The following is a 12,850-nucleotide window of genomic DNA, read 5'->3' as shown; positions in this document are numbered from 1 at the left end:
CCGTCTTACACCGCCGGTTGCATCAGCAAACAGCCGGGGCGCGCGCGTGCGCGCCGCAGCAGCTCACGGCGTCGCCGTCGCGCCCTGCTTCCGCGCGGTGACTTGCCGGAGCAGGCGTCCGAGCTGCTCGGCCGAGTAGGGTTTGTGCAGGACCGAGAATCCGTGCGCGCCGTCCTGCGCGAGGACGTGGCTGTAGCCTGAGGCCAGAAGCACCGGAAGCCGCGGCATCCGGCGCCTGAGTTCCTGCGCGAGGGCCAGCCCGCCCATCCCCGGCATCACCACGTCCGAGAACACGACGTCGAACTCCGTTCCCTCGGGTCCGAGCCGGTCCAAGGCTTCCTCGGCATTCGCCGCCCAGGTGGTCTCGTAACCGAGATCTTCCAGAATCTGCGTGGCGAAGGTGCCGACCTCGACGTTGTCCTCCACCACCAGAACGCGCTGGCCGGAACCGATGGGGGAGGCCGGCTCCGCGGGGGCGACGGCGGCGTACGGCGCGGACTCGGCCGCGACTTCGGGCAGGTAGAGCGTGAAGGTCGTCCCCGCGCCGAGCACGCTCTCGACCGCGACATCGCCGCCGGACTGCTTCGCGAAGCCGAATACCTGGCTCAGGCCCAGGCCCGTCCCCTTGCCGACCTCCTTGGTGGTGAAGAACGGCTCGAAGATCCGGTCCAGCACGTTCGGGGCGATGCCGGAGCCGGTATCGGTGAGTGCGATCGCCGCGAACGGCCGCGCACTCGCCGCGTGCCCGCGGATCGCCGGCAGAGGGCAGGTGCAGGTCAATCGCAGCGTGAGGGTGCCCTCGCCGTCCATCGCGTCGCGCGCGTTGACGGCGATGTTCACCAGCGCCGTCTCGAACTGGCTCAGGTCGGCGCGCACGGCACAGGAGACTTCCGGGATCGCGGTGACGACCCGGATCCGCGCGCCCGTCACCGTATCGAGCAGCTCGGCCACGGCCCGCAACCGGTCGCCGAGGTCGAAGACCTGCGGGTCCAGGGTCTGGCGGCGGGCGAAGGCGAGAAGCTGGCCGGTCAGCTTGGCGGCGCGATCGACCGTGTCGGACACCGCGTCGAGGTAGCGGGCCTTGCGCGCCTCGGGCAGCTCGGGCCGGCGCAGGAAGTCGACGGACGAGCGGATGATGGTCAGCAGGTTGTTGAAGTCGTGCGCCACGCCGCCGGTGAGCTGGCCCACGGCCTCCATCTTCTGCGACTGGCGCAGCGCCTCCTCGGTCTTGAGCAGCTCTCCTGTGCGCTCGGCGACACGGCTCTCCAGGGTCTCGTTCAGCTCGCGCAGGCCGTCTTCCGCCAGCTTGCGGTCGTGAATGTCGGTCGATGTCCCGAACCAAGCGGTGATGGTCCCCCCGGGATCGCGCAGCGGTTCGGCCCGGGCCATGTACCAGCGATACGCGCCGTCGTGCCGCCGATAGCGCACCTCGATCTCGTAGGTGACGCCCCGCTCGCGCGCGTCCTCCCAGACCGCCGCCGTCCGCGCGCGATCGTCCGGATGCACCGCCTCGATCCAGCCATCGGGCAGCGACGCCTGCGTGTCGAGGCCGGTATACGCGCACCAGCGGTCGTTCAGGTAATGCAGCCGGCCGTCCGGCGAGGCGAACCAGACGAAGGCCGGCACGACGTCGGTCAGCGTGCGCAGCCGCGCCTCGGCCTCGCGGCGCTCGTCGATGTCGATGACCGAGCCGAAATAGCCGAGGAACGCGCCGTCGGAGGCGAACCGCGGCGACGCGGCGTCGAGCGCCCAGCGGTACCGGCCGTCCCCGTCCCGGAGGCGGTATTCGAGGCGGAACGACGCTCGGTCGGCGTTCGCCGCCAGGAACACCTGCTCGGAGTGGGCGCGGTCGTCGGGATGGATCGCGTCCAGCCAGCCGAGGCCGAGCGCCTCGGCCTCCGCCTGCCCGGTGAACTCGTACCAGCGCCGGTTGAGGTAGATGCACGCCCCGGTCTCGTCGGTGATCCAGGTCATCACCGGCGCGTCGTCCGCCATGGCGCGGAAGCGGGCCTCGCTCTCCCTGAGCCGCGCGTCGGCCTCGTGGCGGAACGTGACGTCGCTGGCCATCCCGAACCACTCGGTGACGGTCCCGTGCCGATCGATCAGCGGCACCGCGCGCGACAGCGTCCAGCCGACGCCGCCGTCGGCGCGCCGGACCCGGTGCTCGAGTTCGAACAGGCCCTTGCGGCTGACCGCGTCGTTGACGGCGGCCATGACCTCAGGCCTGTCGGCCGGATCGACGTAGCGGTCGAGCCAGCGCACGCTCGGCTCCGCCATGTCGGACAGGAAGCCGCGGCCGTCGAGCTGGCGCATTTCCTGCCAGTCCGGGCTCATGCGGTAGACCACGTCGGAGGTCGCGTGGACCAGGGCGCGGAGCCGCGCCTCGCTGAGCCGCAGGCTCGCCTCCGCGCCGACACGCTCGATATGCGCCCAGCAGCGCTCGGTCGCTTCGCGGATGAGCGCGAGCTCGGCGCGCGACCAGCGGTGAGGCCGCGCGTGGTGGACGGCCATCAGGGCGGCGAGCCGTCCGTCCTTCACCAGCGGCATGCAAATGGTGGCCGCGATCCCGATCGCCCGGAAGGCCTCGGCCTCGTGCGGGGCGAGCTCGGCGGCGTTGTCGTTGATGATGAGCGGCCGGCCGGCATTGAGTTCCTGGACGGCCAGGGCGCCGAAATCGGCGAGGCTGTAATGCCCGAGGATCGAGGGCGCCGTCGGCACGTGCCAGTTGCCGCGGATGGTGAAGCCGTCGCCGTCCGGATCCATGTCGGCGTAGGCGCAATTCGACAGGTTCAGGTGTGCGCCGACGCAGCGCGTGGTGATCTCCAGGATCGTGCCGGCGTCGCGGGCGTTCGCGGTTGCCTGGCCCAGCTGGTCGAGGAAGCCGAGGCGGCTCTCGTTCTCGGCGATCCGACGCTCGCTGAGGACGCGCTCGGTGATGTCGCGCACCGTGGCGAGCGTGCCGATCGGCGTCCCGTCGTCGTCCAGGATGGGCGTGTAGTCGAGGTCCATCCAGACCGTCTCCGGACGCCCGTGTCGCCAGAGCTCCAGTTCCTGGGCGCGGAAGCTGAGCGGGCGACCGGCCAAGCCGCTGGCGATCACGTGCGCGTTGAAGGCGCGGGCTTCCGGCCAGAGTTCCAGGAGACGCCCGCCGAGGGCCTCCGGATGGCGCGGGCCGCAGACCTCCGCGTAGCCCCGGTTGTAGACCAGGATCCCGTCGCTTCCCCAGATCGCCACCGTCGGGACCGGCGAGAGCAGCAGGGTCTGGACGATGGTCCGGACGGGCGCGGGCCAGGAGGCGATGGCCCCGAGCGGCGTCGCCGCCCAGTCATGACCGCGGATCAGGTCGCCGAGATCCCCGCCTCCGACCGGAGACCAGTTCTGCGGGACGGCCGCGCGCGTCATCGATGCGAATACCGAAACCGTTCCATCGCGGCGCTTGTCGACGCGCGGGCGCGCATCGTCAACATCCGCCGGGCCGGGCCGCGGGGTCCCGAAGTTTCTTCCCGGAGGTGAATCCGCTAGGCGTGAAGGCCGGTTCAGAGCGCGCCTTCGCTTTTCGACATCGTTCGCGCGTTCGCACCGAAACCGGTTTCGTTTTCGCCGCGCGGAGGTCTGAAGGCATGCTCTCGGAGCGTCAGAATGCGATCATGGACGTCGCCCGGATCGAGGGGCGCGTCTCGGTCGATGCCCTGTCCGGCCGGTTCGCGGTCAGCGTGCAGACCATCCGGAAGGACCTGAACGACCTGTGCGACGCGCGCCTCCTCTCGCGCATCCACGGCGGGGCGGTGCTCGGCGCGGGCGCCGAGAACCTCGACTACGAGGCACGCAACGCGATCGCGGCGCCCGAGAAGGCGGCGATCGCGCGTGCGGCCGCCGACCTGATCCCGGACCGCTCCTCGCTGTTCATCAATATCGGCACCACCACCGAGGCCGTCGCCCGGGCGCTCCTGAGCCATTCCGGCCTCATGGTGATCACCAACAACCTCAACGTCGCGCTCGCCCTGCGGCCCAGCCCGGAGATCGAGTGCATCGTGGCGGGTGGCCTGATCCGCCGCTCGGACGGGGGGATCGTCGGGGAGGCGGCGGTGGATTTCATCCGCCAGTTCAAGGTCGATTTCGCGGTGATCGGCGCCTCGGCGATCGACGAGGACGGGGCCCTCCTCGACTTCGACTATCGCGAGGTCCGGGTCGCGCAGGCGATCATCGCCAACGCCCGCCACGTCGTGCTGGTCGCCGATTCCACCAAGTTCGAGCGCAGCGCGCCGGTCCGGCTCGCCCAGCTCAGCCAGGTCGGCACCTTCGTGACCGATCGCTGCCCCAGCGACACGCTGCGCGACCTGTGCCGCGCGTCCGGAGTGCGGCTCGTCGAAACCGGTCGCTGAGCGTATCGGTTTCGATTGACTTTCCTTTGGTTTCGTATTCAATTCTTCTGCTTTCGCAGCCGCGCGTCCGACGCCGCGGCACGAGAGGGGGAGGATCATGCGGACGTTCGACGTTGCCGTCATCGGCGGGGGGATCAACGGCTGCGGCATCGCGCGGGACGCGGCCGGCCGGGGATACTCGGTGTCGCTGACCGAGCAGAACGATCTCGGCAGCGGCACCTCGTCATGGTCGACCAAGTTGATCCACGGCGGCCTGCGCTACCTGGAGCACTACGAGTTCCGCCTCGTGCGGGAGGCGCTGGCCGAGCGCGAGGTGCTCTGGGGGATCGCGCCCCACATCGTGCGCCCGCTGCGCTTCGTCCTGCCGCTCCACGCGGGCCTGCGTCCGGCCTGGCTGCTGCGGATCGGCCTGTTCCTCTACGACCATCTCGGCGGCCGCAAGCGCCTGCCCGGCACGCGCCCCGTGGACCTCTCCGGCCCCATCGGCGCCCCGCTCAAATCCGATTTCCGGCGCGGCTTCGAGTACTCTGACGCGCGCGTCGACGACACGCGCCTGGTGGTGCTCAACGCGCGCGACGCCGAGGCGCGGGGCGCCGAGATCGCGGTGGGGACCCGCGTCGTCTCGGTCCGGCGCGAGGGCGATCTCTGGCGCATCGTCCGGCGCGAGCTTAGGACCGGCCGCGAGGAGGAGATCGCCGCGCGCTTCCTCGTCAACGCGGCCGGCCCCTGGGTCGACCGGGTGATCCAGGGCCCGCTCGGCCGGAGCGAGGCCAAGCACGTGCGCCTCGTGCAGGGCTCGCACATCGTGACGCGCAAGCTCTACGACCACGACCGGGCCTTCATCTTCCAGAACGCGGACGGACGCATCATCTTCGCGATCCCCTACGCGAACGACACGACGCTCGTCGGCACGACGGACCGTGACTTCTCCGGCGATCCCGCCCACGCGGCGATCACCGAGGAGGAAATCGAGTATCTCCTGAGCGCCGCCAGCGAGTACTTCGCGACGCCGCTTCGCAGGGACGACATCGTCTGGACCTTCTCGGGGGTGCGCCCCCTCTACGACGATCACGCCTCCGCGGCGCAGGAGGCGACGCGCGATTACGTGCTGAAGACGGACGGCGCGGCCGGCGAGGCGGCGGTGCTGAACATCTTCGGCGGCAAGATCACCACCTACCGCAAGCTGGCCGAGGATGCCCTGAAGGAGATCGGCCAGCGCCTCGGGGCGCGCGGCCGCTCGTGGACCGGAGCCGCCGCGCTGCCGGGCGGCGACTTCCCGGTGGACGGGGTGGCCGAGCTCGAGGCGCGCCTCGCCCGCACCGCGCCCCGGCTCGGCGCCGCCACGGTCGCCCGCATGGTGGCCGCCTACGGGACGGACGCGCTGCGCATCGCCTCGAACCTCGGGCCCGATCTGGGGCACGGCCTTCACGAGGGCGAGCTGCGCTGGATGATGGACCGGGAATGGGCCCGCACCGCCGAGGACGTTCTCTGGCGCCGGTCGAAGCTCGGTCTCGCCTTCTCGCCCGACGAGGTCGCGGCGCTCCGAGCGCGGATCGCGGCCATGACCGGCCGCACCGACGGCGCGATGGCCGCCGCCGTCTGAGACCGGCAAGGACGCAGCGAGACCGAGAGACGGCGACCCGGCCGAGCCGGAGAGGCGCCGCATCACAGGAGGAAACGATGCCGCGACCGGACCATGCCGTCCAACATCGCCACAGGTCGAGACCGGACGCGCGGATCGCGCGTCGGCGCGCCGATACGGCGCGACGCTGAGCGCTGCACCTCAGCACCCCGTCCAATCCGAGATGCGCCCGGGATGAGCCCGGGTTCATCCGCGGTCTCAAGCACCAAGGCGCGCCATGATCGGCTTTCTCGCTCCCGCGGCCCACAGGCCACCCATTCAGACGGATCGCGTCGATCCGACCTACCGCAAGCTGCGCTGGCAGATCTTCGCGGGCATCTTTCTCGGCTATGCGGGCTATTACCTGCTGCGCAAGAACTTCTCGCTGGCGATGCCCTACCTCGTCGAGCAGGGCTACAGCCGCGGTGAGCTCGGCACCGCGCTCTCCGCCGTCGCGATCGCGTACGGCCTGTCCAAGTTCCTGATGGGCATGGTCTCGGACCGCTCCAACCCGCGCTACTTCCTGCCGATCGGCCTCGTGCTCTCGGCACTGGTGATGTTCCTGTTCGGCTTCGTGCCCTGGGCGACCTCCAGCGTCGGCATCATGTTCGTGCTGCTGTTCCTCAATGGCTGGTTCCAGGGCATGGGTTGGCCGCCGAGCGGCCGCACGATGGTGCACTGGTGGTCCCAGAAGGAGCGCGGCGGCGTCGTCTCGGTCTGGAACGTGGCGCACAATGTCGGCGGTGGCCTAATCGGCCCGCTCTTCCTGCTCGGCTTGGCCTGGTTCAACGACTGGCACGCGGCGTTCTACGTGCCCGCCGCCGTGGCGCTCGGCGTCGCGGTCTTCGCCTTCATCACCATGCGCGACACGCCGCAATCCTGCGGGCTGCCCTCCGTGGAGGCCTGGAAGGACGATTATCCGGACGGCTACGACGCGAACCACGAGCGCGAGTTCTCCACGCGCGAGATCTTCGTCGAGCACGTGCTGAAGAACCGGATGCTCTGGTACATCGCCTTCGCCAACGTCTTCGTCTACCTGCTCCGCTACGGCGTGCTGGACTGGGCGCCGACCTACCTGAAGGAGGCCAAGCACTTCTCGGTCGACAAGACCTCCTGGGCCTACTTCCTCTACGAGTGGGCCGGCATCCCCGGCACGCTGCTCTGCGGCTGGCTGTCCGACAAGCTGTTCCGCGGCAACCGGGGCGCGACGGGCGTGGTGTTCATGTTCGGCGTCATGGCGGCGACGCTGGTCTACTGGCTCAATCCCGAGGGCAATCCGGGCGTCGACCTCGCGGCCCTGATCTGCATCGGCTTCCTGATCTACGGGCCGGTGATGCTGATCGGCCTTCAGGCCCTCGAGCTCGTGCCGAAGAAGGCGGCCGGGACGGCGGCGGGCTTCACGGGCCTGTTCGGGTATCTCGGCGGCTCCGTCGCGGCGAGCGCGCTGGTCGGCTACACGACCGACCATTACGGCTGGAACGGCTGCTTCATTCTCCTGCTGGCGGCCTGCGTCCTCGCGATCGTCTGCCTGTCGCTGACCCTGCGGCACAGCAGCACCGCGGTCGCGCAGCCTGCCTGAGCGGCGGTTCCCGGGGGCGGCAGGGATGCTCAGGCTTCCTGCCGGTCCGTGCCGGTGCGATCGGGACGGGCGCCCGGAGCGGCCGTCCCGGCGCCGAGCGTGACGATCGGATCCTTCCGGCGGTCGTCAGGCCGTCACATCGCCCCGAGCGCCCGCGGGAGCCACAGGGACAGGGCGGGCCAGTAGGTCACCAGGACCAGGAAGGCCAGCATCGTCAGCAGCCAGGGCAGCACCGCGACGGTCAGCTCGGAGATGCCCATATGGGCGATCCCGCTCGCCACGTAGAGGTTGAGCCCGACCGGCGGGTGGCACAGGCCGACCTCCATGTTGACCGCCATGATGATCCCGAAATGGATCGGGTCGATCCCGAGCTTGACCGCGATCGGGAACAGGATCGGCGCCATGATCAGCAGGATCGAGGACGGCTCCATCACGTTGCCGGCGATCAGCAGGATGATGTTGACGACGAGCAGGAAGACCAGCGGGCTGAAGTTCATGGCGATCAGCCACGCCGCCATCGTCTGCGGGATGTTCTCCGACGTCATCAGGAACGAGAACAGCACCGCGTTGGTGATGATGTAGAGCAGCATCGCGCTCATGTTGGCGGACGCGAGGAGCACGCGGGGCACGTCCGACAGCTTCAGGTCCCGGTAGACGAACACCGCGATGACGAAGGCGTAGACGGCCGCCGTCGCGGCCGCCTCGGTCGGGGTGAAGATGCCGGCGTAGATGCCGCCGATCACCATCACCACGAGGAACAGGCCCCAGGCGCTCTCGCGGAAGGCGCGCAGGCGCTCGGCCCAGGACGCCTTCGGCATCCGCGGATAGCCGCGGCGCTTGGCGATGACGAAAGTGACGCTCGCCAGCATGGCCGACAGGACGATGCCGGGCATCACACCGGCGAGGAACAGGTTGCCGATCGAGGAATTCGTCGACACCCCGTAGAGCACGAGGATGATCGAGGGCGGCACGAGGATGCCGAGCGCTCCCGAGGTGGTGATCACCCCGGCGCCGAAGCGGCGCGGATACCCCTCCGCGACCATGGCGGGCAGGATGATCGAGCCGATCGCCACGACCGTCGCCACGCTCGATCCCGACACGGCGGCGAACAGCGCGCAGGCGACCACGCCCGCGAGCCCGAGGCCGCCCGGCCAGTGCCCGACGAGGGAGGTCGTGAAGGCGATCATCCGCCGCGCCACGCCGCCATGGGCCAGGAAGTTGCCGGCGAGGATGAAGAACGGCATCGCCATGATCGAGAAATTCTCGATCCCGGTGAACAGCTTGAGCGCGACGCTCTCGATCGGCACCTGCGTCAGGGTGAACAGGAAGGTCAGCACCGTCAGGCCGAGCGCGATCGAGATCGGCATGCCGGTGAGCATCAGGGCGATGAGAAGCCCGAAGATGATCAGGCCGCTCATGCGGGGCCTCCCTCGCGGCCGAGCTGGATCGGGTCGACGCCCTCGACGGTCGGGACGCCGTCGACATGGGCGTGATCGCGGGCGGGCAGGTGCCCGGTCTTCCAGTAGCTCCACGCGACCTGCAGGAAGCGGAAGCACATCAGGTAGGAGCCGAGCGGGATCGCGAGGTAAACGATCCAGACCGGGATCTCCATGTCGGGCGTCGTCTGGTCGGTGTGGCCGATGCGCCAGACGAAGTTCGTGCCGAGCGTGCCGACGATTCCGGTGAACAGCGCGCCCGCCGCGAGGCTGACCAGGACCATCACCCGGCGCGCGCCCGGCGGCAGGCGGTTGACCAGCACGTCGACGCCGACGTGGATGCCGGTGCGCACGCCGTAGGCCGCGCCGAACTTCGCCACCCAGATGAACATGTAGATGCACAGTTCCTGCGACCAGCCGAAGTCGATCCGGTCGGTGTAGTCCTGCAGCGCCGGGATGCCGGAGAGGAACCGGTGCACCACCGTGGCGAAGGTGATGACGGTCGCGGCCGCCATCAGGGTTCCGATCAGCACCTCTTCGAGCCGATCGAGCAGTTTCAGCAACATGGTCGGTCCGGGCGCGGCGGCGGGATCAGTTGTTCGGCGCCGCCTCGGCTTCCTTGTTCAGCGCCGCGACCAGATCCTTGCCGACGCGGGAGGCCATCTCGCGCTGGACCGGCGCCAGGGCCTTGCGCCACGCGGCGTTCTCGGCCTCTGTCGGCGTGTAGACCTCGGTCTTGCCGGTGGCGCGGATGTCGGCGAGCGCCTTCTCGTTCTGCTTGTCGGCGATCTCGTGCTCGTAGGCGGTCGCATCCTTGATGGCGCCCTCGAGCGTGGTGCGGATGTCGGCCGGCAGCCCGTCCCAGAAGCCCTTGTTCACGATGACCGCGTAGCCGATGTAGCCGTGATAGGTCAGCGTGGCGTGCTTCTGCACCTCGTTGAGCTTCTGGGTCGTCACGTTCGACGGCGGGTTCTCCTGGCCGTCGACCACGCCGGTCTGCAGCGCCTGGTAGAGTTCGGAGAAGGCGAGTACCTGCGGCAGCGCCCCGAGCTGCTTGAACTGCGCCTCCAGAACCTTCGAGGACTGGATCCGGAACTTCAGGCCCTTCACGTCCTCGGGGGCGTGCATCGGCTTGTTGGCGGTGAGGATCTTGAAGCCGTTGTCCCAGTAGCCGAGGCCCTTGATCCCCTTGGTCTCGAGCTTCTTGAACAGGCCCTGGCCGATCGGCCCGTCCTGGACGCGCCGCAGCACCTGCTCGTTGGGGAAGATGTAGGGCAGGTCGAAGGCCTCGAACTCCTTCACGCCGAGGGGCCCGAACTTGCTCGTGGACGGCGCCAGCATCTGCACGGCGCCGAGCTGGAGCATCTCCACCTCCTCCTTGTCCTTGTAGAGCGTGCTGTTGGGGTAGATCTCGATCTTGACCGCCCCCTTGGTGCGCTCCTCGGCGAGCTGCTTGAACCGCTCGGCGCCCTGGCCCTTGGGCGTGTCGGTGGTGGTGACGTGGCTGAACTTGATGACGATGGGGGTCTGCGCCGCGGCCGGCGTGACGAAGGCGAGCGCACACACGAGCGCACCGAGTATCCGAGCCGTCATCGCGTCCTCCCAGACCTGAGCCCGCGTCGTTGCGCGGATTGAATTTTGGATAGACTTGCAGGTGAGCGCGGTGGCGACAAGCGCGAAAGTGCGACGCCGGGGGGAAGATGTCGCCCGCACAAACGTTTCGGTCTTGATGCGGGCGGCAATGGGACCGGGCCCCGACGCTTCAGGTCCTGTCGCGCCCCCCGATGAAAGCCTGCACGGCCTCCCGATGCTCGGGCGTCGCGGTGACGACGGCGTAGTGGGAGGAGATCAGGTCGAGGTTGGTGCGCAGGTCGTTGCGCATGCCCTGGTAGACCGCGCGCTTGATCAGGCTCAGCGTCAGCGGCGGCGCCTTGGCGATTTTCCGCGCCAGCGCCGCCACGGCCGGCATCAGGTCCGCGTCGGCGTGGACGCCGTTGACGAGGCCGATCCGCAGGGCCTCGTCGGCATCGACGAAATCGCCGGTGAAGAACAGCTCCAGCGCCTTCGCGGTCCCGACAAGGCGGGGCAGGAAATGGGCGCCGCCCGCGCCGGGGACGAGGCCGACCCGCACGTAGGTCTCGGCGAAGCGGGCGCTCCTGGCGGCGAAGCGCAGGTCGCACATCAGGGCGAGGTCGAGGCCGGCGCCGGTGGCCACGCCGTTCAGGGCGGCGATCACCGGCTTGTCGAGATCCTCCAGCGTCAGCGGGATGCGCTGGATCCGCCCGTAAAGCTCCTCCTTGCGTCGGGCCGGCGGCTGGTCGAGGCGCTCGCCCATCTCGACGATGTCGCCGCCGCTGCAGAAGGCCGAGCCCGCGCCGGTCACCACCACGACGCGGATCGCCGCGTCGGTGCGGCAGCGCTGCAGGGCCGCCGTCCAGGACTCGATCATCGGGAAGGTGAAGGCGTTCTTCCGCTCGGGCCGGTTCAGCGTGATCGTCGCCACCCCCTCCGCGACGGAGAACAGCAGGTCCTCGCCCGCGTCGCGGACCTCGGATTCAACACTCATCGGGCAGCCTCCAGGGGCGCGGTGTCGGGCTTGTCCGGCGCGTCCATCAGGGCGGCGATCTCGGCCGGTTCGAGCCCGGCCTCGGCCAGGACCTCGGCGGTGTGCTCGCCGAGCCGCGGGGCGTGGCGGTGGATCGCGAAGCGGCTGCCGCTGAACGAGACCGGCCGGCGCATGGTGCGGTAGCGCCCCTCGCTCGGGTGCTCGGCGCTGCCGAAGAAGCCGACCGCCTTCAGGTGCGCGTCCTCCGGCAGGTCCTCCAGGCCGAGGACCGGCATGCACGGGATGCTCACCGAGTCGCAGAACGCCACCCATTCGGCGGTGGTCCGGCGCGCTGCCTCCTCCTCGACCAGGGCGTAGAGGATCTCGATGTTCTCCACCCGCACGGCGAGCGGCGCGAAGCGGGGATCGTCCACGAATTCGAGCCGGCCGGTATGGATGAAGAAGTCGCGCCAGTTCCGGTCGGAATAGGGCAGGATGCAGGCGTGGCCGTCCCGGGTCCGATAGGGCTTGCGCCGCGGGCTCAGGACCCGGTTGAAGCCCGGCGGCCCCAGCGGCGGCTCGAAGGCGTAGCCGACCATGTGCTCGACGAAGTTGAACTCCACCATGGTCTCGAACATCGGCACCTCGACCGCCTGCCCGCCGCCGCCGGCCCGGCGCTCGTAGAGCGCGGCGAGGATCGCGCAGGCGATGGCCTGTCCGGCGATCTTGTCGCACAGCACCGTGGGCAGGTAGCCGGGCTGGCCATAGGCGGCGGTCTGGAGCGCCGCGAGGCCCGAGCCCGCCTGGATCAGGTCGTCGTAGGCCGCCTTGTGGGCGTAGGGACCGTCGGCCCCGAACCCGTAGGCGCCGCAGTAGACGATGTCGGGCTGGAGCGTGCGCACCCGCGCGTAGCCGTAGCCCAGGCGCAGGATCGCGTCGGGCCGCATGGAGTGGACGAAGACGTCGGCCGTGGCGATCAGCCGGTCGAGGGCGGCCCGCGCCGCGGCTCGCTTCAGGTCGAGGCGGACGCTGCGCTTGTTGCGGTTGAGGTGCAGGAAGTTGCCGCCCATCCCGGCGCCCCGGGCCGGCCGGTAATGCCGGAAGGAATCGCCCTCCGGCGTCTCGATCTTGATCACGTCGGCGCCGAGATCGGCCAGGATATGCGTCGCCGACGGCCCCATGATCACGCTGGTCAGGTCGACCACCCGCACGCCCACGAGCGGCCCGGCCGTGTTCGTCTCGGTGGAGTGAGTTTCGGCGGAGTGATCCGGCACGCCTGTCTCCCCT

The 12,850-nt window shown here is 69.7% G+C and carries 9 protein-coding genes; 3 read left to right on the top strand and 6 right to left on the bottom strand.

The genetic code is table 11. The annotated features are described in order from the left end of the window. Positions 1 to 63: 63 nt before the first annotated feature. Complete coding sequence (locus ACQKQD_RS21965) at positions 64 to 3,402, bottom strand: PAS domain S-box protein (protein WP_427509551.1); 3,339 nt, start codon at positions 3,400 to 3,402, stop codon at positions 64 to 66. A gap of 218 nt (positions 3,403 to 3,620) precedes the next feature. Here ACQKQD_RS21965 and ACQKQD_RS21960 point away from each other — a divergent pair, with 218 nt between their 5' ends. The 3 genes from ACQKQD_RS21960 to glpT all read left to right on the top strand — a co-directional run bounded on the left by ACQKQD_RS21960 (position 3,621) and on the right by glpT (position 7,582). After that, positions 3,621 to 4,382, top strand: a complete 762-nt coding sequence (locus ACQKQD_RS21960) for a DeoR/GlpR family DNA-binding transcription regulator (RefSeq protein ID WP_427509550.1) — start codon at positions 3,621 to 3,623, stop codon at positions 4,380 to 4,382. Positions 4,383 to 4,479: 97 nt separating this feature from the next. Beyond that, entirely contained in the window at positions 4,480 to 5,985 is a 1,506-nt protein-coding gene (gene glpD / locus ACQKQD_RS21955; RefSeq protein WP_427509549.1) for a glycerol-3-phosphate dehydrogenase, read from the top strand. Between the two features lie 256 nt (positions 5,986 to 6,241). After that, on the top strand, positions 6,242 to 7,582 hold the full coding sequence (gene glpT / locus ACQKQD_RS21950; protein WP_020093148.1) for a glycerol-3-phosphate transporter: 1,341 nt from the start codon (positions 6,242 to 6,244) through the stop codon (positions 7,580 to 7,582). A gap of 134 nt (positions 7,583 to 7,716) precedes the next feature. Here the strand turns inward: glpT and ACQKQD_RS21945 are convergent, their stop codons facing one another. The 5 genes from ACQKQD_RS21945 to ACQKQD_RS21925 all read right to left on the bottom strand — a co-directional run bounded on the left by ACQKQD_RS21945 (position 7,717) and on the right by ACQKQD_RS21925 (position 12,837). Further along, entirely contained in the window at positions 7,717 to 9,000 is a 1,284-nt protein-coding gene (locus ACQKQD_RS21945; protein WP_427509548.1) for a TRAP transporter large permease, read from the bottom strand. Then, positions 8,997 to 9,584, bottom strand: a complete 588-nt coding sequence (locus ACQKQD_RS21940) for a TRAP transporter small permease (protein ID WP_020093150.1) — start codon at positions 9,582 to 9,584, stop codon at positions 8,997 to 8,999. Before ACQKQD_RS21940 ends, ACQKQD_RS21945 begins: the two co-directional genes overlap by 4 nt. A 25-nt stretch (positions 9,585 to 9,609) precedes the next feature. Continuing rightward, positions 9,610 to 10,611, bottom strand: coding sequence for a TRAP transporter substrate-binding protein (locus tag ACQKQD_RS21935; RefSeq protein WP_427509547.1), 1,002 nt, complete (start codon positions 10,609 to 10,611; stop codon positions 9,610 to 9,612). A 169-nt stretch (positions 10,612 to 10,780) separates the two neighbouring features. Beyond that, the gene (locus tag ACQKQD_RS21930; protein ID WP_042675316.1) at positions 10,781 to 11,584 is read right to left on the bottom strand and encodes an enoyl-CoA hydratase/isomerase family protein; all 804 of its coding nucleotides are present in this window, start codon (positions 11,582 to 11,584) and stop codon (positions 10,781 to 10,783) included. Beyond that, a complete protein-coding gene (locus ACQKQD_RS21925) occupies positions 11,581 to 12,837 on the bottom strand; it encodes a CaiB/BaiF CoA transferase family protein (protein ID WP_427509546.1) in 1,257 nt (418 codons plus the stop codon). The genes ACQKQD_RS21930 and ACQKQD_RS21925 overlap by 4 nt, the downstream gene beginning before the upstream one ends. Between the last annotated feature and the right edge of the window lie 13 nt (positions 12,838 to 12,850).

Origin of the sequence: Methylobacterium sp. NPDC080182, from assembly GCF_050281105.1 — a bacterium.
Taxonomy (GTDB): domain Bacteria; phylum Pseudomonadota; class Alphaproteobacteria; order Rhizobiales; family Beijerinckiaceae; genus Methylobacterium.
Note: the sequence above shows the minus strand (reverse complement) of the source record. Positions and strands in the feature narration are given on the sequence as shown.

What these genes read in the sequence shown, in the direction of transcription:
- ACQKQD_RS21960 (WP_427509550.1), top strand. Translation starts at nt 3,621, where the DNA reads ATGCTCTCGGAGCGTCAGAATGCGATCATGGACGTCGCCCGGATCGAG.
- ACQKQD_RS21935 (WP_427509547.1), bottom strand. Translation starts at nt 10,611, where the DNA reads ATGACGGCTCGGATACTCGGTGCGCTCGTGTGTGCGCTCGCCTTCGTC.
- ACQKQD_RS21940 (WP_020093150.1), bottom strand. Translation starts at nt 9,584, where the DNA reads ATGTTGCTGAAACTGCTCGATCGGCTCGAAGAGGTGCTGATCGGAACC.
- ACQKQD_RS21945 (WP_427509548.1), bottom strand. Translation starts at nt 9,000, where the DNA reads ATGAGCGGCCTGATCATCTTCGGGCTTCTCATCGCCCTGATGCTCACC.
- ACQKQD_RS21930 (WP_042675316.1), bottom strand. Translation starts at nt 11,584, where the DNA reads ATGAGTGTTGAATCCGAGGTCCGCGACGCGGGCGAGGACCTGCTGTTC.
- glpD (WP_427509549.1), top strand. Translation starts at nt 4,480, where the DNA reads ATGCGGACGTTCGACGTTGCCGTCATCGGCGGGGGGATCAACGGCTGC.
- glpT (WP_020093148.1), top strand. Translation starts at nt 6,242, where the DNA reads ATGATCGGCTTTCTCGCTCCCGCGGCCCACAGGCCACCCATTCAGACG.
- ACQKQD_RS21965 (WP_427509551.1), bottom strand. Translation starts at nt 3,402, where the DNA reads ATGACGCGCGCGGCCGTCCCGCAGAACTGGTCTCCGGTCGGAGGCGGG.